Below are 20,547 nucleotides of genomic sequence, written 5' to 3'. Positions count from 1 at the left end.
CTCTGAAATACATCCCCCAGAGCGGCACGACCTGTAGGGAGGGGATTCATCCCCGATGGGCGGCGAAGCAGCCCCACAGACATCCTGCCTTTTGGTGCATCGTCAATTTTTTACGACTGCTGCGCAGCCGATCGGGGATAAATCCCCTCACCACATTGAGATGAGGTATGCCAGGGAGCGATAGATGTCTGGCTAACTAAATTTTTCGTCATGGCAACTTCCTGTTACAGACTGGTGATAACCTCCCCCTTCCGCCCAGAGCCAGACCTGCCTTCAGATGCCCAGCCAAGAGCCCCTGCTGTTACGTCACCATCGTCCTTTTCTTGCGTTCTGGTTCGCCCGGATCTTCACTGCCAGTGGCTTTCAGATGCTCACGGTGGCGATCGGCTGGAATCTGTATCAGTTGACCGGCAACGTGCTCGACCTGGGTCTGGTCGGTCTGGTGGAATTCGCGCCACGGGTGCTGTTCATGCTGCACACCGGTCACGTCGCCGACCGCTATGACCGGCGCCGGGTCGCGGCGATCTGTCAGTCGTTGCAGGCGTTGATTGCCCTGGCACTGGCCATCGGCAGTGCGACCGACCACGTCACCCGGGAAATGATCTTTATCCTCGCCTTCTTGCTCGGTGCCGCACGCTCCTTCGAGATGCCGACGACCCAGGCGCTGCTGCCAAGTATCGTGCCCAGCGCCCTGTTTCCACGGGCGGTCGCCGCAGCTCAATCGGCTCAACAGTCAGCCACCATCGTCGCCCCGGCCCTCGGTGGCTTGCTTTACGCGTTCGGCAGCGTCTGGGTTTACGGCCCGACGGTATTGCTCTATGTCATCGCCTGCACCTTGATGCTCAACCTGCCTGCCCGACAAACGCCACTGAACAAAGGCAAAGCCACGCTCGACTCGTTGCTGGCGGGCATCCGTTTCATTCGCAGCCGCCCGGACATCCTCGGGGCGATCTCGCTGGACTTGTTCGCCGTGCTGCTCGGCGGCGCCACCGCGTTGCTGCCGGTGTTCGCCAAGGACATTCTGCTCACCGGGCCGTGGGGCCTGGGCCTGCTGCGTTCGGCGCCGGCAGTCGGCGCGCTGGGGATGTCGCTGTTTCTGGCGCGATTCGCCGTCGAGCGCAATGTCGGGCGCGTGATGTTCACCGCCGTCGGCGTCTTCGGCGTGGCGACCATCGCCTTCGGCCTGTCGACCTCGTTCTGGTTCTCACTGGCGGTGCTGGTGGTGCTCGGCGCGGCGGACATGATCAGCATGGTGATCCGCGCCTCCTTCGTTCAGTTGGAAACCCCGGACGAAATGCGTGGTCGGGTCAGCGCGGTGAACGGCCTGTTCATCGGCGCCTCGAACCAGCTGGGCGAATTCGAATCCGGCCTCACCGCACACTGGTTCGGCACCGTCCCGGCTGTAGTGATGGGCGGGATCGGCACACTGGTGGTCACCGGGACGTGGATCAAACTGTTCCCGACCCTGGCCAAACGCGACCGGATGCATGTGCCGGTGGAGGAGGCGAAGGTCTGAGGCACATCAGCCAAATCAACACGCCAAGCACAAATTGATCGAAAAGGTGCGGTACATAGTTACCGCACAAAGTGTAATGTATCGCCTTACACTCGCCGCCATGATCAAATCCTTTCAGCACAAAGGCCTTCGTGGTTTCTATGAAACAGGTTCGACCCGCGGAATTCGCGCCGATCACGCAAAACGTCTGGCGCGTATGCTGCAGTTCATGGATCGCGCAGCACTTCCCGCAGATCTTGATTTGCCGGGTTGGCGTCTGCATCCACTGAAGGGTGAACTGTCCGAATACTGGTCGCTCAGTGTTTCAGGCAACTGGCGGGTTATCTTTCGTTTTGTCGGTTCGGACATCGAATTGGTCGATTATCTGGACTACCCCTGACAGGAGGCAGGCTCATGCCCATGCACAACCCGCCACACCCCGGTGAAACCCTGCTCACGGATGTCTTGCCAGAGTTAGGCATCAGCGTGAGTGAGTTGGCCAGACATCTGGGCTTCGCCCGCCCTCACCTTTCCCGCGTATTGCACGGCCATGCACCGATCAGCCCGGATCTGGCGGTACGGCTGGAGCGAGCAGGCATTGGCAAGGCGCGTGTGTGGCTAGGCGTTCAAACCGATTACGATCTGTGGCAAGCAGAGCATCGGGAGCAACCCGCCATTACGCCTATCGCTGCCCACGCCTGAAGCCATCACACCAACATCTCCCCCGCCACTTTCGCCCGCAATGCCTTGCCACCAAGTTGCTCGACCAGCGTCAGGGCAAAGTCCAGTGCGGCGCCGGAGCCCTGGGCGGTGATGCAATTGCCGTCGACCACCACCGGTTGATCAACAAACGTACAGCCCGACAGTTGATGACTGACACTTGGCAGGCAGGTCATGCGTCGCTGGCGCAATACGCCAGCGGCTTGCAGGGCGATGGCCGGGGCTTCGCCGATGGCAGCGAACAGGCGTCCGGCGCTGGCCTGATCCTTGAGCAATTGTTGCAGCGGCTGATGCGCCGCCAGATGTTGAGAACCGACAGCCCCGCCGGGCAGGACGATCAGGTCAAACGTCTGCGCCAGTACATCGACCAGCATGCCATCGGCCGTCAGGCGCGTACCGCGTGCGCAGGTCAGCATGCGCCGGCCTTCGATGCTGGCCGCCACCACTTCAATGCCGGCGCGGCGCAGCACGTCGATCAGGGTCACGCTGTGCAGATCATCGATGCCCTCGGCGAGGGTAATCAGGGCTCTAAAGGTCATGGGCGCCATCCGCTGAGTGATCTTTAAAGCGTAGTCAGCTTTGCCTTGCCCTGTTCGATGGCAGCCGTTACTTGATGTAAAGCTGGGTCGACATCGTGTTGCGTGGCGCGTTGATCGAGGTGTTGCTGAAACTGAAGGTGCCTTCCTGCTTGCCAGCCAGATCGAAGGTATACAACGAGCCAACGGTTTTGCTGCCGGGCGTGCATTCGGTCAGATTGCCGGTATCGAAAGCGCACACCGGGGCGCGGGTGCCATTCACTTCAAAACCGTCCAGCGTGGCATGCGGCTGGTTCTGGCCATAGCCGATTTCCAGCACATACACCTTGATGCTCGGGCCGCTGTGATTACATTGGGTTTGCGGCTGGTTATCGCCAATGTCTTCCAGGCCACAGGCCGGCGACTGGACCTTGATCACTTTCACTTCGGTCAACGGTGGCGCCGAGGCTGCCAGTACCGCCGTCGGCCCGGCCATCAGCCCTGCCATGAACCCGAAAGCCTGCATCCAGCGCTTGCACATGTGATCGCGTTTCCCCGAAAAATTCAGCGCGCAGTATGGCGCAGATAACCCTGCTACAAAACTTCGACGACGTTCGACACCAACAACCGCCATATTCCTCACGCTGCTGGTATGATGCGCGGCTTTTTCCGGCCCACCACAAATTCCCAGGCGCTTGCGACGGTCTGTGCTTTGCTGTTGAGGTCGACACATTCACGGCGCCACGCGCGCCACGGGGAGCAGACATGCTGGAAAGGCTGTTTCAACTCAAGGCACACAACACCAACGTGCGGACCGAGATTCTGGCGGGCGTCACGACTTTCCTGGCCATGGCCTACATTCTGTTTGTCAACCCGAGCATTCTCGGCGAGACCGGCATGGACAAGGGCGCGGTGTTCGTCGCCACCTGTCTGGCAGCCGCCATCGGCTCGACCATCATGGGCCTGATCGCCAACTACCCGATCGCGCTCGCCCCGGGCATGGGCCTGAACGCCTTCTTCACTTATACCGTGGTCCTGCACATGGGCCACACCTGGCAAGTGGCGCTGGGCGCGGTGTTCATCTCGGCGGTGTGCTTCTTCCTGCTGTCGATCTTCCGCATCCGCGAATGGATCATCAACAGCATCCCGCTGCCCCTGCGCTCGGCAATTGCCGCCGGTATTGGCCTGTTCCTGGCGCTGATCGCCCTGCACAACGCCGGTATCGTGGTCAGCAACCCGGCGACCATGGTCGGCCTCGGTGACCTGAAAGCCCCGGCCCCGATCCTTGCCACCCTCGGCTTCGCCCTGATCGTCGCTCTCGAAGCACTGAAAGTGCGCGGCGCAGTGCTGATCGGCATTCTGGCGGTGACCATCATTTCCATCGCCATGGGCTTCACCCCGTTCGGCGGCGTGACCTCGATGCCACCTTCGCTGGCCCCGACCTTCATGCAACTGGACATCAAGGGCGCCCTGGACATCGGTCTGGTCAGCGTGATCTTCGCCTTCCTGTTCGTCGACCTGTTCGACAACTCCGGCACCCTGATCGGCGTCGCCAAGCGCGCCGGCCTGATGGGCAAGGACGGCCACATGCCGAAAATGGGTCGTGCACTGATCGCCGACAGCACCGCGGCGATGGCCGGCTCACTGCTGGGTACTTCGACCACCACCAGCTACATCGAATCCGCGGCTGGCGTGAGCGCTGGCGGCCGGACCGGTCTGACGGCGATCGTCGTGGCGATCCTGTTCCTGTTGGCGCTGTTCTTCTCGCCACTGGCGGGCAGCGTTCCGGCATTCGCCACCGCACCGGCGCTGCTGTTCGTCGCCGTGCTGATGACCTCGGGCCTGGCGGAAATAGACTGGGAAGACATCACCGTTGCCGCACCGGTGGTGGTCACCGCGCTGGCGATGCCGTTCACTTACTCGATCGCCAACGGCATCGCCTTCGGTTTCATCTCCTGGACCGTGATCAAGCTGCTGTCGGGCCGCGCCCGTGAGCTGAACCCGGCGCTGGTGATTCTGTCGATTCTGTTCGTGATCAAGTTGGGTTGGTTCAACGCATGACTTTCGATTCCCAGGCCTACGCCACTCAGCTCGAAGACAAGGTCACGCGTTTGCGCGACCTGCTGGCCCCGTTCGATGCACCAGAGCCGACCGTGTTCGACTCGCCGCTGCAGAACTTCCGCCTGCGCGCGGAATTTCGCCTGTGGCGCGAGGCCGGTGAGCGGCACTACGCGATGTTCTCCCAGGACGACAAACGCACGCCGATCCTGATCGAAGAGTTCCCGATTGCCAGCTTGCGCATCAACCAGTTGATGCCGCAGCTCAAGGCCGCGTGGCAGGCCAGCGCGGCGCTGAGCCACAAGCTGTTCCAGGTGGAATTCCTGACCACCCTGGCCGGCGACGCGATGATCACCCTGTGCTACCACCGTCCGCTGGACGAGCACTGGCATGCGGCCGCGTCGAAGTTGGCGGCTGATCTCAACGTCAGCGTCATCGGGCGTTCCAAGGGCAAGCGCGAAGTGATCGGCCACGATTACGTGGTGGAGAAACTCGACGTCGGCGGTCGCACCTTCAGCTACCGTCAGCCGGAAGGCGCGTTCACCCAGCCCAACGGCACGGTGAACCAGAAAATGCTCAACTGGGCCTACGAAGCACTGGGCGATCGTCCTGACGATCTGCTGGAGCTGTATTGCGGCAACGGCAACTTCACCCTGCCGCTCGCCACCCGCGTGCGCAACGTGCTGGCCACCGAGATCAGCAAGACCTCGGTCAACGCCGCACTGAGCAACCTCAGCGAAAACGCTGTGGATAACGTCACGCTGGTACGTCTGTCCGCCGAAGAGCTGACCGAAGCACTCAACGAAGTGCGCCCGTTCCGTCGCCTGCAGGGCATCGACCTGAAGAGCTACGAGTTCGGCAGTGTGTTTGTCGACCCGCCGCGCGCCGGCATGGATCCGGACACCTGCGAGCTGACGCGGCGCTTCGACAACATCCTGTACATCTCCTGCAACCCGGAAACCCTGGCGGCCAACATCGCCCAGCTGCACGACACGCACCGCATCAGCCGCTGCGCGATGTTCGATCAGTTCCCGTGGACGCATCACATGGAGTCCGGGGTGTTGCTGACCCGCCGTTGATGGCGAATGCCGGATACGAGAAAGCCGTCGTGAGTGACGGCTTTTTTGTGGGTGCAGTTTCTTGATCTGTGCGATCACCGAACATAAAACGTCGGAGGCAACGCCGTTCAATTGACCATGGTAACCATCTGGTACATTTTACCTCCACAGGCTGAAACCTTCGGCCCAAGCCAAAAACAATAAGTGGAGTTTGCCCCCATGCCCCCTATCGTTCTGGTGCTCAACGGCCCGAACCTGAACCTGCTCGGCACCCGTGAACCGGCAACCTACGGTCACGAAACCCTGGCTGACATCTCTGCCCTGTGCGGGCGCGCCGCTGAAGAATTCGGCCTGGCCGTGGAGTTTCGCCAGACCAATCACGAAGGCGAACTGCTCGACTGGATTCATGCGGCACGCGGCCGTTGCGCCGGAATCGTGATCAACCCGGCAGCCTGGACGCACACATCGGTGGCGATCCGCGACGCCTTGGTCGCCAGTGAGTTGCCAGTGATCGAAGTGCATCTGTCCAACGTGCATGCCCGCGAGCCATTCCGCCATCACTCGTTCGTCTCGGCCATCGCCACGGCGGTAATGTGCGGCTTCGGCAGCCATGGCTATCGCCTGGCTCTGGAGCATTTCAGTCAGCGACTGAAGGGGCGCGCAGCATGACCCGTAAACCGGTAATACTGGCTGGCCTGATCGGCGCGGGCATTCAAGCCTCGCGCACGCCAGCCCTGCATGAACACGAAGGCGATGCCCAAGGCTTGCGCTATCTGTATCTGCTGATCGACCTCGATCAGTTGCAACTCGACAGCAATGCCCTGCCCGACTTGCTGCAGGCCGCCGAACGGATGAACTACACCGGCCTGAACATCACCTTCCCGTGCAAGCAGGCAATCATCCCGCTGCTCGACGAACTGTCGCCGGAAGCCCGGGGCATCGGCGCGGTCAACACCGTGGTGCTCAAGGACGGCAAACGCATCGGCCACAACACCGACTGCCTGGGTTTTGCCGAAGGTTTTCGCCGTGGCCTGAAAGACGCTGCGCGTGCACGTGTCGTACAGATGGGTGCCGGTGGCGCAGGGGCGGCGGTGGCCCACGCGCTGTTGAGCGAAGGCGTGCAGCAACTGAGTATTTTCGACGTCGATCGCGAGCGCGCCGAGAGTCTGGCGAACAACCTCAACCAGCATTTCGGCTCAGGTCGCGCGGTGGCCGGGCACGATCTGCCGAGTACGCTGAACCAGGCCGATGGTCTGGTGAACACCACGCCGATGGGCATGGCCAAACTGCCGGGGATGCCCGTGCCGGTGGAGTTGCTGCGCAAGGAATTGTGGGTCGCGGAGATCGTGTACTTCCCGCTGGAAACCGAACTGCTGCGCAACGCCCGCGCCTTGGGCTGCCGCACGCTGGACGGCGGCAACATGGCGGTGTTTCAAGCGGTGAAGGCGTTTGAGCTGTTCAGCGGCGTGGTGCCGGATGCGCAGCGCATGCTGGCGCATTTTCAAAGCATGAACGTTTAAAAGATCAAAAGATCGCAGCCTTCGGCAGCTCCTACAGGGCCTTGTGTAGGAGCTGCCGAAGGCTGCGATCTTTTGCTTGTCACGGCTGCAAGTAGCGCAACACCGACTCGCAGATCATCTCGCGATGACGCTGCTTGATGCTTTCGTCCGGCAGGTCGATCTGAAAGATCTCACCGAAGGTGTGGCGGTTCGAGACGCGGTAGAAGCAGAACGAGCTGATCAGCAAGTGCACATCCAGCGCGTCGAGCCCGGCGCGGAACACCCCTTCTTCAGCACCGCGGCGCAAAATCTCGCCCAGCGAATCGAGGATCGTATTGTTCATCGCCTTGATCGCATCGGAACGCTTCACGAATTCGGCGTTGTGGATGTTTTCGATGCAGACGATGCGCACGAAATCGACGTTGCGGTCATGGTGGTCGAAGGTGAACTCCACCAGTCGGCGGATCGCCACCACCGGCGGCAACTCGGCGAGGTGCAGGCGGTTTTCGGTGCTGCGGATATCGCCGTAAAGCTTCTCCAGAACCTCGACGTACAACTGCTCCTTACTGCCGAAGTAGTAATAGATCATGCGTTTGGAGGTATGGATACGCTCGGCGATCGCGTCAACGCGGGCGCCGGACAACCCCTGCTGGACGAACTCGACGATCGCCTCCTGCAGGATGTTCTCGCGGGTCTTTTCCGGGTTGTTCTTGCGACTCTTGCGCGGCTCGATGCCGGATACGACGGAGGCGGCGGGGAGTTCTGAAGTCATTGTCATTGCGGGCTCACGGCCATCACTGCACAGGTGGGCGATTATGGGCCGCGCTGCACAGTGAAGGAAGCCACGCGGCCCGTGTTTAATCCCGCGTTTACGAAATTCCTACAACTTCGCCTGGCGCACCGCGCCGCTGCGTGATTTGGCCATCGCCGCCAGACGTACCGCGACGTTCGCCGCACCATAACCGGCATAGCCGCTTTTACGCTGGATGATCTCGAAGAAGAAGCGTCCCTCGAACGGCTCGGTATAGACGTGGAACAACTCACCGCCCTGGGCATCGCGGTCGTAGAGCACGTTGTAGTACGCCAGTTCGCTGAGGAACTCGTCGTCGAAATCGAAGCGCGCAGCGAGGTCGTCGTAATAGTTGAGCGGGATATCCAGCAACGGCACGCCAGCCTCCTTGGCGCGGCTGACTTCGGCGAAGATGTCATCACAATCGAAGGCGATGTGATGCACACCGGAGCCGCGATAACTCGACAGTGCGTGAGAGATCGCAGTGTTGCGGTTCTCCGAGATATTCAGCGGCAAGCGGATCGAACTGTCGCGGCTGCGCAACGCGCGGCTCTTCACCAGCCCGTACGGATCGGGCAGCACCACTTCATCGTCGGCCTCGAAATCCAGCAGGCTCTTGTAGAACAGCACCCAACTGTCGAGGCTGTCGGCCGGCAACGCCATGGCCATGTGATCGATGCGCTTGAGGCCGCCACGGGCCAGGGCGTTCGGCAGCAGATTGAAGTCGGTGCCATAGACATCCGCCGCTTCATCCACCAGATAAATCAGGCTGCCGTCCGGTGCACGCACCGCGGCCAGTTCCAGTTCGTTGGGGCCGACCAGGCCGCGATAGGGCTGGCCCTTGTAGGCGACGGCGCGGGCCAGGGCGCTGGCGCTGTCCTTGACCCGCACGGCGGTGGCGCACAGCGACGGGCCGTGCGCCTCAAAGAAACTGTGGCCGAACGAATACGGTTCGGCGTTGAGGATCAGGTTGATATCGCCCTGACGCAGCAGGCTCACGCTCTTGGAGCGATGCTGCCCGGCCTTGACGAAGCCCAGGCGCTCCAGCCAATTGCTCAGTTTGGCGCCGAGGCTTTCGTCGACAGCGAATTCAAGAAACTCAATGCCGTTGTACTCGCTGGCCGGCGGCGTTTCGAAGAGGATCTCGCGGTTGGCCACCGGCGTCGGTTGCTGCTCCAGCCGCTGACGGGTCTTCTCTTCCAGATACAGCAGCGAACGCAGACCATCGGCGGCATTCGCTCGAGGTGGCGCGGCGCGGAAGCCGTCGTTGAAAATTTCCAGCGACAACGGCCCGGTGTAACCGCTCTGGATGATCGGCGCGAGGAAGCCCGGCAGATCGAATTCGCCCTGCCCCGGGAAGCAACGGAAATGCCGGCTCCACTCCAGCACATCCATGGCGAGAATCGGCGCGTCGGCCATTTGCACAAAGAAGATCTTGTCGCCGGGAATGTCGGCAATCGCGCTTGGATCACCTTTCAGCGACAAGGTGTGAAAGCTGTCGAGCAGCACGCCGAGGGCCGGGTGATCGGCCTGGCGGACGATGTCCCAGACCTGTTGATACGTATTGACGTGCCGGCCCCAGGCCAGCGCTTCATAACCGATGCGCAACCCGCGCGCGCCGGCCCGTTCGGCCAGCAGGCACAGGTCATCGACGAGAATCTGTTGATCGCCGACGCTGTCTGCCGAGGCGTTGCTGCAGACCAGCACCAGGTCGGTGCCCAGTTCCTGCATCAGGTCGAATTTGCGCTCGGCCCGCTCCAGATTGCGCGCCAGCCGATCACGCCGGCAACCTTCGAAATCGCGGAACGGCTGGAACAGCGTGATGGCGATCCCCAGGTCAGCGCACATCTGCCTGATTTCCCGCGGACTGCCGTCGTAATACAGAAGATCGTTCTCGAAAATCTCGACGCCGTCGAACCCGGCGGCGGCAATGGCTTCGAGCTTTTCCGGCAGGGTGCCGCTCAGGGAAACGGTGGCAATGGAACGCTGCATGTTGCTACTCCCGGACTTCGCCGCGCTTATCTTTAAGGTAGGAGCTGCCGAAGGCTGCGATCTTTTGATCCTGGTCCTGAAAAGCAAATTCAAAAGATCGCAGCCTTCGGCAGCTCCTACACAGGATGTTTTTTATCGTTGGGAAATTATTGGCTGCATGACTGCGCACAGCAATTTAAAGTGTACCAGCCGGTTAGTTTTGCGTGCGATTATCGAACACTATGGCGTTTCGACGAATTGACGATTTTTCGTCCACTGCCCACCATCGACTCCACATTGAGTCCGGATATGAACCTTCGGTCGCAGTGCGTGCAAACAACACCACATAACAAATTCAAAAACGGGTGGAACAATGATTCCTTCACAGACTTCCCGCATGGCTCCGGCCATGAGCACTGCCACGGGTGGCATCGGCGACAAGATCCGCGGCGCCATGGCCGTCGGCAAGACCCGTTGGGGCATGCTGGCGCTGGTGTTTTTCGCCACGACCCTGAACTACATCGACCGCGCCGCCCTCGGCGTCATGCAGCCCATTCTTGCCAAGGAAATGAGCTGGACGGCGATGGATTACGCCAACATCAACTTCTGGTTTCAGGTCGGCTACGCGATCGGCTTCGTCCTGCAGGGACGCCTGATCGACCGGGTCGGCGTGAAACGCGTGTTCTTCTGCGCGGTGCTGCTCTGGAGCCTGGCCACCGGCGCCCACGGTCTGGCGACGTCGGCCGTCGGCTTCATGGTCTGCCGGTTTATCCTCGGCCTGACCGAAGCGGCCAACTACCCGGCCTGCGTGAAAACCACGCGCCTGTGGTTCCCGGCCGGCGAACGCGCGGTGGCCACCGGCATCTTCAACGCCGGGACCAACGTCGGCGCCATGTTCACGCCGATGCTGCTGCCGCTGATTCTCCACGTCTGGGGCTGGCAGGCAGCGTTCCTGTGCATGTCGGCACTGGGCGGGATCTGGCTGCTGTTCTGGGGCTTGAAATACTTCAACCCGGAAGACCATCCGAGCGTCAAACAGTCGGAGCTGGAATACATCCAGAAAGAAGTCGAACCGGAACAGGCCCGCGTCCCGTTCTCACGCATCCTGCGCATGCGCGGCACCTGGGCGTTCGCCCTCGCCTATTCGCTGACCGCGCCGGTGTTCTGGTTCTACCTGTATTGGTTGCCGCCGTTTCTCAACCAGCAATACAACCTGGGCATCAACGTCACCCAAATGGGTATTCCGCTGATCATCATCTACGTGACGGCCGACTTCGGCAGCGTCGGTGGCGGCATTCTGTCTTCGTTCCTGATCGGTCGCGGCATGAACTCGATCAAGGCGCGACTGCTGTCGATGTTCCTGTTCGCCTGCTGCATCATCGGCGTGATCATGGCCGCCGGTTCGGGCAATCTGTGGGTCGCCGTCGCGGCAATCTCCCTGGCGATCGGCGCGCATCAGGCCTGGACCGCGAACATCTGGAGCCTGGTGATGGACTACACGCCCAAGCACATGATGAGCACAGTGTTCGGTTTCGGCGGCATGTGCGCAGCGATTGGCGGGATGTTCATGACCCAGATCGTCGGCCATATCCTGACCGTCACCAACAACAACTACACGGTGCTGTTCACGCTGATCCCGGCGATGTACTTCATTGCGCTGACCTGGATGTACTTCATGGCACCGCGCAAGATTCCAGACGTCACCGAATAACCGGCCTACCCTGTAGGAGCTGCGGCACGCTGCGATCTTTTGATCTTGATTTTGAAGATCAAAAGATCGCAGCGTGCCGCAGCTCCTACACAGGAATTTGTGGATCCTTCAGCGACGGCTCTGCTGCCACGCCGCCGCCAGGCCGCTGCAACAGATCACCACAATGCCGATCACCGTCAACAGGCTTGGCGTATGATTGAACACCACCCAGCCCAACAGCCCGGCAAACACGATCTGACAGTAACCGAACGGCGCCAGCAATGCCGGCGCGGCGTGCCGAAACGCCTGGGTCAGAAACAGGTGCGCGGTCATCCCGCAACTGCCCAGCGCCAGCATCAGTGCGGCGTGCGTCAACGTCGGCACCTGCCAGAAGAACGGCACCAGTGCACTCATCACCAGCGTGTTGCACAGACCGGCGAAGAAGTTGCTGGTGGTCGGGCTATCGACCTCACTGAGCTTGCGCGTCAGCAGTTGATAGAAGCAGAAAAACAACGCCGAGCAGAACGGCAGCAGCACCGCTGGAGTGAACAATTCACCGCCCGGGTGAACGATGATCAGCACGCCGATGAATCCACAGATCACCGCAATCCATTGCCCGCGCGTTACCCGTTCCTTGAGCAACGGCACCGACAATGCCGTCACCAGCACCGGCGCGAGAAAGTTGACCGCCGTGGCCTCGGCCAGCGGGATATACAGCAGCGCCGTGGTGAAAAACAGACTGGTGCCGAGCAGACACAGCGCCCGCGCCAACTGCCACAACGGCCGTTTGGTACGCAACACCCGAAGCCCCGATTGTGGCAGGAAGATCCCCGCCATCAGCAAGGTGTGCACCAGATACCGCGCCCAGACCACCATGACGATCGGGTAGAAACCCGAGAGGTATTTCGACAGCGCATCGTGGCTGGAAAACAGGAAGGTCGCCACGACAATCAGCAAGATCCCCTTGAAGGGTTGGTTGACACCGGAGAGCGGGGTGCTGACGGTCATTGGATATCTCTGAAGGAAAAATAAACAGTGGTGGGGACGCTGGCGCCCCGCCACCCACACTGACTTACAACTGCGCCAACAATTCCCGCGTCCTGTCGAGCGCCATCTGCGCTCGTTGCAATCCGCTGACGCCCTGCTCCAGCAGTTTTACCGTGGGGATCTCCAGGCTCAGGGGAATATTAGCTGGCAGACTGCGCAACAAACCGTGCAGGTCGCAATCGCCCTCGCCGGGAAACCGCCGCTCGTTGCGAGCCTGACGCAAGATCTCGGCCATGTCCGCCGGTCTCGGCCCCGCCACATCGCACAATTGCGCATAACGCAGGCGCGCCGGTGCGACGCTGGCCAGATCCTCCAGCCGTGAGCCGGAGCGATCGAAATGAAAGGCATCGACCAGCACCGCGGCATTTTCCCGGTCGGCATTGGCAACAATGCGCAACGCCTGTTCGAGGTTGCACGCATCGGTCCAGGGCATGAACTCCAGATGCGGATGCAAACCGTAAGGCGCCGCCAGATCACACAGCGCGGCAAAGTTGTCGGTGAGTCGTTGCTCGTCAGGATCATTGCCGGCGACGAGTAATTCACTGGCGCCAAACTCCGCGCCGACGGCCAGCAGCTTGTCGAAATCGGCAACCACGGTGTGCGGTTTCAGGCGCAGGATTTCCACGTCGAGCACCGCGATGCCAGTGCCGCGCAAACGCCTCAACGTCTGACGCCGCAGATCACCATCGGCCACCAGCGGAAAGTGATATTCCTCCGCCGTCGCCGGTTCCAGGCGCAGGCCGACATGGCTGTAACCGGCACGCGCCGCGACCTCGACCATTTGCGGTGGCGACAATTCGAGTACGGTGAGACTGGCCAGAGAAAGGATTCGTTTGTTCATGCTCAAGCCTCGACCGCTGCCGGGGAACAGGCACGGCCGCTGGCCGCCGCTTCACGAATCGCCTCGACCAGCGCCAGGGTTCGCGCGGCATCGGCGGCACTGACCAAGGGTTCGACTTCACGCCGCGCGACCTGCACAAAATGTTGCAGCTGCAAACGCAACGCGTCCCCGCCCTCACACTGTTCTTGCAGCGCGATCAGCGGTTCGTGCCAACCGGCATCGACTTGATCGGCAGCGTAATGCCAACGCTTGAGTTGCGGAATGCTTAACGCTCCGGCAGTGCCCGCCAGCAAATAACACGGCTGATCGGCCTGACGCGGGTAAACCGGGTTCTCTGCGGAGTTCAGCTCCCAGCTCCACGGCGCGGCGACCGCATCGGAACCGCTCAGCGTCCCCAGCGCACCGCTGGCAAATTGCAGTAACACCGCGACGCTGTCTTCGTTGGCAAAACCCCGCACCGCGTTGTCGGTGACGGCCTGCACCGACTGCACCTCCCCGCACAGGTGACGCAGCAGATCGAGGTCGTGAATCAGGTTGGTCAGCAACAGGCCCGCGCCCGGCTCACGGCGCCACGGAACCTCGAAATAACGGTCGGGTTTGCGTAACTGGAACAGCGCGGTAACCGTGGTCAGCCGCCCGAGTGCGCCGCTACGCAGCAATTGGTGGGCACGCACGATCAACGGATTGTGCCGCCGATGATGGCCGACCAGCACCGGCACGCCACTGCGTTTGACTGCCGCCACCAGTTCGCGTGCCTCATCCAGATGCACGCCCACCGGTTTCTCCAGCAACACCGCAACCCCGGCGGCGAGGCAATCCAGCGCCGTGCTGACGTGCTGATTATTCGGGTTGGCCACGATCACCGCATCGGGCCTCACCTGCTCCAGCATCTGCCGGTGATCGGCGAAATTCGCCACGCCCCACTGCGCCGCCAGCGCGGGAGCCTGCGGGCCGGGATCGGCCACTGCACACAACCGGGCTTCATCGAGGGTTTGCAAGTGCTGGTAATGCTGTTGGCCCATGTTGCCGGCGCCGATCAGGGCGATACGAAGGGGCGGAGTCAAGGCGCGATCCTCTTGTGATTGTTGTTGGAAATGTCACTCCAGTAACAATTTAGAACCGCGTTCCACAATCAAACACCCAGTGATGGGAAAACCGTGCGAACACCGCACAACTTTGTACTTGACGCTCAACCTGTAGGAGCTGCCACAGGCTGCGATCTTTTGACTTTGATTTTCAAGATCAAAAGATCGCAGCCTGCGGCAGCTCCTACAGGGGATCGGTCAGACAAACAATTCAGACGCCAGGCTCGCCGCCGACAACTCCTCGGTGAACTTCATCAGCAACGGCGCCAATTCATGCAGCCGCGCGCCGGGCATCCGTGCGCTTGGCCCGGCAATGCTCAGTACACCGATCACCCGCCCGTCAACGGGATGCCTGACCACCGCGGCAATCGCCGAAGTACCCACCGCCGAACTTTCCTCGACACAGGCATAGCCTTGCTCTCGCGCCAGCCGCAGGCGCTCCAGCAGTTCGATATTGGAGCGCGGCGCATTCGGCCCGACGCCCATCGGAACTTCCGCGCCTTGGCGCTCGACCAGCGACAAGGCTTCGGCGTCGCTCATGCAGGCCAGCCACGCGTGCCCGGAAGCGGTGTAGAACAGCGGCGCATCGCGGCCCATGTCCGGGTCATAACGCAAGCCCGTCCGTGCGCCCTGCGCCTTGGCGATCCAGGTCTGGCGCTCGCCATCGATCACCCCCAGACGCACCAGCTCACCGGTTTCCTGCGCCAGTCGATCCAGCACCGGTTGCACGATGTCGGCACCGCTGCTCGCCAGATACTGAAAACCCATCGCCACCAGTTTGGTCGACAAGTGATAGCGCAGAGTGTCTGCATTCTGCCGCACATAGCCCAGGCGAATGAGCTCAGCGAGCATGCGGTGGGTGGCACTTTTCGGGATGTCCAGTTGTTCGGCCAGGGTCTGCATCGGCAGCCCGCGCGGCTCACTGGTGAGGCTTTCCAGCACACTGAAAACCCGTTCGATCTGACTGCCGGCCATGGGAAGGTCCAAGTGAAATTTTGCCGATTCTAGAAGACATCCGAGACAAAGCGAAATCCGGAACTGGCAGTGCGATAACCGCCCACTTTACTGAAACAGGTCTTGTGGCAGATGCGCTGCATTCGCTAATTTCGGAATCCAATTCCAATAAAATCCAGTTGCGGAGCTTTGTTTGATGCCTGCCGAACTTCCCGAAATCGACTGCGACGTGCTGGTCGTCGGCTCCGGCGCTGCCGGTTTATCCACAGCGGTCACTGCCGCATGGCACGGTCTGAAAGTCATCGTGGTTGAAAAGGATCCGCTGTTCGGTGGTGCCACGGCGTGGTCCGGCGGCTGGGCGTGGGTACCGTGCAATCCACTGGCGCGACGCGCCGGCATCGTCGAAGACATCGAGCAACCGCGCACGTACCTGCGCCACGAACTCGGCGAGCATTACGACCCTGCCATGGTCGACGCCTTCCTCACTGCCGGACCACACATGGTCGCGTTTTTCGAACAGCAGACCGCTTTGCAATTTGCCGACGGCAACGCCATCGCCGACATCCATGGCGATACGCCGGGCGCTGGCACGGGCGGGCGCTCGGTCATCGCGGCACCTTACGACGGACGACAAGTCGGACGCCTGCTCAAGCGCCTGCGTACAACGATGCGCGAAACGTCCTTCATGGGCATGCCGATCATGGCCGGCGCCGACCTTTCGGCGTTCCTCAATCTCACCCGTTCGCTGAAAGCGGCTTGGCATGTAACCCGTCGTTTTACCCGACACTTGCTGGATCTGGCGGTACACGGCAGGGCCATGCAACTGGTCAACGGGGTGGCGCTGGTCGCAAGGCTGGCGAAATCCGCCGAGGACCTTGGCGTCCTGTTATGGGAGTCGGCGCCGGTGAGCGAGCTGCTGCGCGATGAATCAAGGGTTTACGGCGCCGTGGTCAACAGCGCAAAAGGCCCGATTCGCGTCCATGCACGCAAAGCCGTGGTGCTGGCCGCCGGCGGGTTCGCCAATGACATCGAGCGGCGCAAGGCCTTGTTTCCGCGCACGCCCACAGGTCATGAACACTGGGCACTGCCACCGCTGGCGGTCAACGGCGATGGCCTGCGTCTGGGCGAAAGCGTCGGTGCCACGGTCAACACCGACGTGGCGTCGCCCGTGGCCTGGGCGCCGGTCTCGCAAGTGCCGCATGCTGACGGCAGCATCGGCCATTTCCCGCACATCATCGAACGCGGCAAACCGGGAATCATCGGCGTACTGCGCAACGGCCAGCGCTTCGTCAACGAAGCCAATGGTTACTTCGACTACGTCAGCGCCATGGTTGCCGCCACCCCGGAAGGCGAGGAAGTCGCCTCGTGGCTGATCTGCAGCCGCGCCTTTCAACGGCGTTATGGCCTGGGCATGTCGCGGCCATTTCCCGTTCCGCTGTCAGGATTTATCCGCAGCGGCTATCTGAAAACCGGCAACACCCTTGAAGAATTGGCCAGCGCCTGCGGCATCGACCCCGGCGGATTGCGTCACACCGTCGATCACTACAACCCGCATGCCCGCCTTGGCGAAGACCCGCTGTTCGGTCGCGGCGCAACGCCCTACAACCGCAAACAGGGCGATCCGGCGAACCTTCCCAACCCTTGCGTTGCCCCAATAGAGGCCGGCCCCTTCTATGCCGTGAAAGTGCAACCGGGCTGTTTCGGCACCTTTGCCGGGCTCAAGGTCAACCCGCAGGCACAAGTGCTCGACGCCCATGCCCAGCCCATCGCCGGGCTCTACGCCGCCGGTGGCGACATGGCCAGCATCATGGGCGGGCACTATCCGGCAGGCGGGATCAACCTCGGCCCGGCGCTGACGTTCGGCTACATCGCCGCCCGGCATATCGCCGGTATCACTGCTTTCGAACAGGAGATCGACCATGCAGCACATCGTTAACGCCCAGGGTTTGAACATGCCGAAACTCGGCCTCGGCACCTGGCCGATGCTCGGCGACGAATGCACCCGTGCCGTCGAGCAGGCGCTGGAACTCGGTTATCGGCATATCGACACGGCAGCGGCCTACAACAACGAAGACGCGGTCGGACAAGCGTTGGCGAACACACCGACACCCCGCGAGCAGATTCATGTCACCACCAAGGTCTGGTGGGACCAGTTGCAACCCGACGCCATGCGCCACTCGATGGAACGAAGCCTCAAGGCTTTGCGCAGCGAGTATGTCGACCTGTTCATGATCCATTGGCCGAGCACTGACTGGGACTTGCCGCGCACGCTTGAAACCCTCGCATCCTTCAAGGAGCAAGGTCTGGCTCGCAACATCGGCGTGGCGAATTTTCCGCTGCCGTTGCTGCGCAAAGTCGTCGAGGAATACGCCATCCCTCTGTCAGCGATCCAGGTCGAGTACCACGTCTTGCTCGGACAAAACGCCCTGCTCGACTATGCCCGCCAACACGATCTGGCACTGACGGCCTACACGCCATTGGCGCGCAACAAGGTCTCGGAGATTCCACAGATTCAGCAGATTGCCGAAAAACACGGCGTGCTGCCGACTCAGGTGGCGTTGAAATGGCTGCTGGATCAGAACAACGTGGCAGCGATTCCCAAAGCCAGCAGCCGGGCCAATCAACTGGCGAACCTGGCTTCACTGCAGGTTGAACTGGACGCTGAAGACCGCGCACTGATCGCCGCACTGCCGAAAAATCAGCGTCAGGTCAGCCCGGATTTCGCCCCGGTGTGGGACGCCTTCGATCGCTGACGCACAGTGCGAAAGGAGAAATCCGCCAACGGATTGAATTAGTCGCGCACACGCTCGTCAATAACAGGCCCGCCCTCGTCACCCGAGGCCGGGCCTGCTTGCGTGTGCGCCAATGGACGGACGACCGGACTGGCGCCACACTCACACACCAGCAACACTCATCACCACGTACAGATAGAGGATTCCCACATGCTATGGAAAAAAGGCCGACGCAGTGACAACGTCGTCGATGCCCGTGGCGATGATAGCGGCGGTGGCGGCGGCATGCGTTTCGGTGGTGGCAAAGGCCTGAGCCTCGGGGCGATCCTGCTGATCGTCGGCATCGGCTGGATCACCGGGCAGGACCCGCTGCAGATCCTCGGCCAGCTCACCGGGCAAATGACCGAACAATCGGCACCGGCCTCGACGCAAACCCGTCAGGCGTCACCGGCCAACGACCAGCAGGCCGAATTCGTGCGTTCGATCCTCGGCGATACCGAAGACACCTGGGGCGCGATTTTCCAGCAGGCCGGCCGCCAATATAAGGACCCGACTTTGGTGCTGTTCAGCAACCGGGTGAATTCCGCCTGCGGGCTGGCGACTTCGGCGACCGGCCCGTTCTATTGCCCGGCGGATCAGAAAGTCTATCTGGACATGGCCTTCTTCCAGGAAATGGCCCAGCGCTTCAAGGCTGCCGGCGACTTCGCCCAGGCCTACGTGATCGCGCACGAAGTCGGCCACCATGTGCAGACGCTGCTCGGCGTCTCGGCGAAAATTCAGGCGGCCCGTCAGCAGGGGCGGCAGATGCAGGGCGACGGCGGTTTGCTGGTGCGTCAGGAATTGCAGGCTGACTGCCTGGCCGGCGTCTGGGCCTACCATGCGCAGCAGCGCCTGAACTGGCTGGAACCGGGTGACGTCGAGGAGGCCTTGAACGCGGCCAACGCCATCGGTGATGATCGCCTGCAACAACAGGGTCAGGGCCGAGTGGTGCCGGACTCGTTTACCCATGGCACGTCGGCGCAAAGGGTGCGCTGGTTCAAAACCGGATTCGCCCAGGGCCAGGTCGGCCAGTGCGATACCTTCGCGGCGAAAAACCTGTAAATGCACAAATGGCTTTTGGCTTTACTGATCATCGGCGGCAGCGCGCACGCGGCGGGCGTCGATGCCATCAGCTCCGGGCGTCTGCAATTCAAGGCCGGCGAAATGGCCGTGGGCATCGGCCCGGCGCCGGAAAAGATCGAACGGGTGCTGATCGTCATTCACGGTCGTCTGCGCAACGCCGAGACCTATCGCAAGAGTGCCGAGCGCGCCACCGAACTGGCCGGACAAACCGCGCACACGCTGGTGATCGCGCCGCAGTTTCTCAATGAAAGCGACGTCGCCCTGTACTCGCTGCCCAACACGTTGCTGCGCTGGAAAGGCAACGAGTGGATGGGCGGCGGGTTATCCACAGGGCCGAATCCGCTGAGTTCCTACGCCGCGCTGGATGAAATCGTCGCCCGGGTCAGCGACCGCAAGCAGTTTCCGGATGTGAAACAGATTGTGATTTTCGGCCATTCGGGTGGTGGCCAGGTAGTGCAGCGTTATGCCCTGCTGGCCAAGGATCAACCGGCGCTGAAGGCCAATGGCATTCGCCTGCGGTACGTGGTGGCCAACCCGTCGTCATACGCGTATTTCAACGAACAGCGGCCAGTGGCCTTCGATCACGCACAGTGCCTTGGGTTTAATCGCTGGAAGTACGGCCTGAGCGACATGCCGGTGTACGCCGGCGGGCAAACGCCGTTGCAGCTTGAAAGCCGTTACATCAAGCGCGAGGTGATTTATCTGCTCGGTCAGCAGGACATCGACCCGCAGCATCCGGCGCTGGACAAGAGCTGCGCCGCCGAAGCCCAGGGCGCGTATCGACTGGAACGCGGCAAACTGTTTTTCGGCTACCTGCTGCGCCGGCATCCGGAAGGGGTGAATCAGCGGCTGGTTGAAGTGCCCGGGGTCGGGCATAACGGCGATGGGATGTTGACGTCGCCGGAGGGGCAGAAAGCGCTGTTTGATCAGTAAACTGTTTGGCGGATTTTATGCCCTCTTCGCGAGCAAG

At 61.6% G+C, this 20,547-nt stretch carries 21 protein-coding genes; 13 read left to right on the top strand and 8 right to left on the bottom strand.

The window, feature by feature from the left end; genetic code table 11:
* Positions 1 to 277: 277 nt before the first annotated feature.
* The 3 genes from KVQ82_RS05080 (at position 278) to KVQ82_RS05070 (ending at position 2,197) form a co-directional block, all read left to right on the top strand.
* The gene (locus KVQ82_RS05080; protein ID WP_222018277.1) at positions 278 to 1,516 is read left to right on the top strand and encodes an MFS transporter; all 1,239 of its coding nucleotides are present in this window, start codon (positions 278 to 280) and stop codon (positions 1,514 to 1,516) included.
* Positions 1,517 to 1,616: 100 nt separating this feature from the next.
* Positions 1,617 to 1,895: a type II toxin-antitoxin system RelE/ParE family toxin gene (locus tag KVQ82_RS05075; protein ID WP_222019360.1), complete on the top strand. Its 279-nt coding sequence runs from the start codon at positions 1,617 to 1,619 to the stop codon at positions 1,893 to 1,895.
* A gap of 14 nt (positions 1,896 to 1,909) precedes the next feature.
* Positions 1,910 to 2,197, top strand: coding sequence for a HigA family addiction module antitoxin (locus tag KVQ82_RS05070; protein WP_222018274.1), 288 nt, complete (start codon positions 1,910 to 1,912; stop codon positions 2,195 to 2,197).
* A gap of 5 nt (positions 2,198 to 2,202) precedes the next feature.
* On the opposite strand, the gene KVQ82_RS05065 is transcribed toward KVQ82_RS05070, so the two are convergent.
* Together KVQ82_RS05065 and KVQ82_RS05060 are read right to left on the bottom strand one after the other, a co-directional pair.
* A complete protein-coding gene (locus tag KVQ82_RS05065; protein WP_222018272.1) occupies positions 2,203 to 2,754 on the bottom strand; it encodes a DJ-1 family glyoxalase III in 552 nt (183 codons plus the stop codon).
* A gap of 67 nt (positions 2,755 to 2,821) precedes the next feature.
* The gene (locus KVQ82_RS05060; RefSeq protein WP_222018270.1) at positions 2,822 to 3,271 is read right to left on the bottom strand and encodes a DUF4879 domain-containing protein; all 450 of its coding nucleotides are present in this window, start codon (positions 3,269 to 3,271) and stop codon (positions 2,822 to 2,824) included.
* Positions 3,272 to 3,495: 224 nt separating this feature from the next.
* Between KVQ82_RS05060 and KVQ82_RS05055 the strand changes: the two genes are divergently transcribed.
* The 4 genes from KVQ82_RS05055 (at position 3,496) to KVQ82_RS05040 (ending at position 7,366) form a co-directional block, all read left to right on the top strand.
* Positions 3,496 to 4,791, top strand: a complete 1,296-nt coding sequence (locus tag KVQ82_RS05055) for an NCS2 family permease (RefSeq protein ID WP_222018268.1) — start codon at positions 3,496 to 3,498, stop codon at positions 4,789 to 4,791.
* A complete protein-coding gene (gene trmA / locus KVQ82_RS05050) occupies positions 4,788 to 5,867 on the top strand; it encodes a tRNA (uridine(54)-C5)-methyltransferase TrmA (RefSeq protein WP_041065191.1) in 1,080 nt (359 codons plus the stop codon). The genes KVQ82_RS05055 and trmA overlap by 4 nt, the downstream gene beginning before the upstream one ends.
* A 198-nt stretch (positions 5,868 to 6,065) precedes the next feature.
* Positions 6,066 to 6,515, top strand: coding sequence for a type II 3-dehydroquinate dehydratase (gene aroQ, locus KVQ82_RS05045; RefSeq protein WP_025108744.1), 450 nt, complete (start codon positions 6,066 to 6,068; stop codon positions 6,513 to 6,515).
* Positions 6,512 to 7,366 carry a shikimate dehydrogenase gene (locus KVQ82_RS05040; protein WP_222018267.1) on the top strand — a complete coding sequence of 285 codons (855 nt, stop codon included), beginning with the start codon at positions 6,512 to 6,514 and terminating at the stop codon, positions 7,364 to 7,366. The genes aroQ and KVQ82_RS05040 overlap by 4 nt, the downstream gene beginning before the upstream one ends.
* 79 nt (positions 7,367 to 7,445) lie before the next feature.
* Here the strand turns inward: KVQ82_RS05040 and KVQ82_RS05035 are convergent, their stop codons facing one another.
* Together KVQ82_RS05035 and quiC are read right to left on the bottom strand one after the other, a co-directional pair.
* The gene (locus KVQ82_RS05035; protein ID WP_041065184.1) at positions 7,446 to 8,123 is read right to left on the bottom strand and encodes a TetR family transcriptional regulator; all 678 of its coding nucleotides are present in this window, start codon (positions 8,121 to 8,123) and stop codon (positions 7,446 to 7,448) included.
* 102 nt (positions 8,124 to 8,225) lie between these two features.
* Positions 8,226 to 10,127, bottom strand: a complete 1,902-nt coding sequence (quiC, locus tag KVQ82_RS05030; protein ID WP_222018264.1) for a 3-dehydroshikimate dehydratase QuiC — start codon at positions 10,125 to 10,127, stop codon at positions 8,226 to 8,228.
* Here quiC and KVQ82_RS05025 point away from each other — a divergent pair.
* A complete protein-coding gene (locus KVQ82_RS05025) occupies positions 10,126 to 10,368 on the top strand; it encodes a hypothetical protein (RefSeq protein WP_086792893.1) in 243 nt (80 codons plus the stop codon). The two genes, quiC and KVQ82_RS05025, sit on opposite strands and share 2 nt — an antisense overlap.
* 111 nt (positions 10,369 to 10,479) lie before the next feature.
* Positions 10,480 to 11,817, top strand: coding sequence for an MFS transporter (locus tag KVQ82_RS05020; RefSeq protein WP_222018262.1), 1,338 nt, complete (start codon positions 10,480 to 10,482; stop codon positions 11,815 to 11,817).
* Between the two features lie 108 nt (positions 11,818 to 11,925).
* Here the strand turns inward: KVQ82_RS05020 and KVQ82_RS05015 are convergent, their stop codons facing one another.
* The 4 genes from KVQ82_RS05015 to KVQ82_RS05000 form a co-directional block, all read right to left on the bottom strand.
* Complete coding sequence (locus tag KVQ82_RS05015) at positions 11,926 to 12,804, bottom strand: DMT family transporter (protein ID WP_047296716.1); 879 nt, start codon at positions 12,802 to 12,804, stop codon at positions 11,926 to 11,928.
* 64 nt (positions 12,805 to 12,868) lie between these two features.
* A complete protein-coding gene (locus KVQ82_RS05010; protein WP_222018260.1) occupies positions 12,869 to 13,684 on the bottom strand; it encodes a sugar phosphate isomerase/epimerase in 816 nt (271 codons plus the stop codon).
* A 2-nt stretch (positions 13,685 to 13,686) separates the two neighbouring features.
* A complete protein-coding gene (locus KVQ82_RS05005) occupies positions 13,687 to 14,748 on the bottom strand; it encodes a Gfo/Idh/MocA family protein (RefSeq protein ID WP_222018258.1) in 1,062 nt (353 codons plus the stop codon).
* 219 nt (positions 14,749 to 14,967) lie between these two features.
* On the bottom strand, positions 14,968 to 15,744 hold the full coding sequence (locus KVQ82_RS05000; RefSeq protein WP_222018256.1) for an IclR family transcriptional regulator: 777 nt from the start codon (positions 15,742 to 15,744) through the stop codon (positions 14,968 to 14,970).
* 175 nt (positions 15,745 to 15,919) lie between these two features.
* Between KVQ82_RS05000 and KVQ82_RS04995 the strand changes: the two genes are divergently transcribed.
* From KVQ82_RS04995 to KVQ82_RS04980, 4 genes are all read left to right on the top strand, one after another.
* Positions 15,920 to 17,659, top strand: coding sequence for an FAD-dependent oxidoreductase (locus KVQ82_RS04995; protein ID WP_222018254.1), 1,740 nt, complete (start codon positions 15,920 to 15,922; stop codon positions 17,657 to 17,659).
* Positions 17,643 to 18,476 (top strand): aldo/keto reductase, encoded by an 834-nt coding sequence (locus tag KVQ82_RS04990; RefSeq protein ID WP_222018252.1) that lies wholly within the window; start codon positions 17,643 to 17,645, stop codon positions 18,474 to 18,476. The genes KVQ82_RS04995 and KVQ82_RS04990 overlap by 17 nt, the downstream gene beginning before the upstream one ends.
* A 189-nt stretch (positions 18,477 to 18,665) precedes the next feature.
* The gene (locus KVQ82_RS04985) at positions 18,666 to 19,556 is read left to right on the top strand and encodes a neutral zinc metallopeptidase (RefSeq protein WP_222018250.1); all 891 of its coding nucleotides are present in this window, start codon (positions 18,666 to 18,668) and stop codon (positions 19,554 to 19,556) included.
* Positions 19,557 to 20,510: an alpha/beta hydrolase gene (locus tag KVQ82_RS04980; RefSeq protein ID WP_222018248.1), complete on the top strand. Its 954-nt coding sequence runs from the start codon at positions 19,557 to 19,559 to the stop codon at positions 20,508 to 20,510. It begins immediately after the preceding gene.
* The last annotated feature ends 37 nt before the right edge of the window (positions 20,511 to 20,547 follow it).

The sequence above is a fragment of the Pseudomonas sp. AO-1 genome (genome assembly GCF_019775695.1).
Taxonomy (GTDB): Bacteria; Pseudomonadota; Gammaproteobacteria; order Pseudomonadales; family Pseudomonadaceae; genus Aquipseudomonas; species Aquipseudomonas parakoreensis.
The sequence above is the reverse complement of the archived record's forward strand: the minus strand, read 5'-3'. Positions and strand labels throughout refer to the sequence as shown.

Excerpts from the sequence above, each read along its gene's own strand:
- KVQ82_RS05080 (WP_222018277.1), top strand. The coding sequence starts at position 278 with ATGCCCAGCCAAGAGCCCCTGCTGTTACGTCACCATCGTCCTTTTCTT.
- KVQ82_RS05075 (WP_222019360.1), top strand. The coding sequence starts at position 1,617 with ATGATCAAATCCTTTCAGCACAAAGGCCTTCGTGGTTTCTATGAAACA.
- KVQ82_RS05070 (WP_222018274.1), top strand. The coding sequence starts at position 1,910 with ATGCCCATGCACAACCCGCCACACCCCGGTGAAACCCTGCTCACGGAT.
- KVQ82_RS05065 (WP_222018272.1), bottom strand. The coding sequence starts at position 2,754 with ATGACCTTTAGAGCCCTGATTACCCTCGCCGAGGGCATCGATGATCTG.
- KVQ82_RS05060 (WP_222018270.1), bottom strand. The coding sequence starts at position 3,271 with ATGTGCAAGCGCTGGATGCAGGCTTTCGGGTTCATGGCAGGGCTGATG.
- KVQ82_RS05055 (WP_222018268.1), top strand. The coding sequence starts at position 3,496 with ATGCTGGAAAGGCTGTTTCAACTCAAGGCACACAACACCAACGTGCGG.
- trmA (WP_041065191.1), top strand. The coding sequence starts at position 4,788 with ATGACTTTCGATTCCCAGGCCTACGCCACTCAGCTCGAAGACAAGGTC.
- aroQ (WP_025108744.1), top strand. The coding sequence starts at position 6,066 with ATGCCCCCTATCGTTCTGGTGCTCAACGGCCCGAACCTGAACCTGCTC.
- KVQ82_RS05040 (WP_222018267.1), top strand. The coding sequence starts at position 6,512 with ATGACCCGTAAACCGGTAATACTGGCTGGCCTGATCGGCGCGGGCATT.
- KVQ82_RS05035 (WP_041065184.1), bottom strand. The coding sequence starts at position 8,123 with ATGACAATGACTTCAGAACTCCCCGCCGCCTCCGTCGTATCCGGCATC.
- KVQ82_RS05025 (WP_086792893.1), top strand. The coding sequence starts at position 10,126 with ATGTTGCTACTCCCGGACTTCGCCGCGCTTATCTTTAAGGTAGGAGCT.
- quiC (WP_222018264.1), bottom strand. The coding sequence starts at position 10,127 with ATGCAGCGTTCCATTGCCACCGTTTCCCTGAGCGGCACCCTGCCGGAA.
- KVQ82_RS05020 (WP_222018262.1), top strand. The coding sequence starts at position 10,480 with ATGATTCCTTCACAGACTTCCCGCATGGCTCCGGCCATGAGCACTGCC.
- KVQ82_RS05015 (WP_047296716.1), bottom strand. The coding sequence starts at position 12,804 with ATGACCGTCAGCACCCCGCTCTCCGGTGTCAACCAACCCTTCAAGGGG.
- KVQ82_RS05010 (WP_222018260.1), bottom strand. The coding sequence starts at position 13,684 with ATGAACAAACGAATCCTTTCTCTGGCCAGTCTCACCGTACTCGAATTG.
- KVQ82_RS05000 (WP_222018256.1), bottom strand. The coding sequence starts at position 15,744 with ATGGCCGGCAGTCAGATCGAACGGGTTTTCAGTGTGCTGGAAAGCCTC.
- KVQ82_RS04995 (WP_222018254.1), top strand. The coding sequence starts at position 15,920 with ATGCCTGCCGAACTTCCCGAAATCGACTGCGACGTGCTGGTCGTCGGC.
- KVQ82_RS04990 (WP_222018252.1), top strand. The coding sequence starts at position 17,643 with ATGCAGCACATCGTTAACGCCCAGGGTTTGAACATGCCGAAACTCGGC.
- KVQ82_RS04985 (WP_222018250.1), top strand. The coding sequence starts at position 18,666 with ATGCTATGGAAAAAAGGCCGACGCAGTGACAACGTCGTCGATGCCCGT.
- KVQ82_RS04980 (WP_222018248.1), top strand. The coding sequence starts at position 19,557 with ATGCACAAATGGCTTTTGGCTTTACTGATCATCGGCGGCAGCGCGCAC.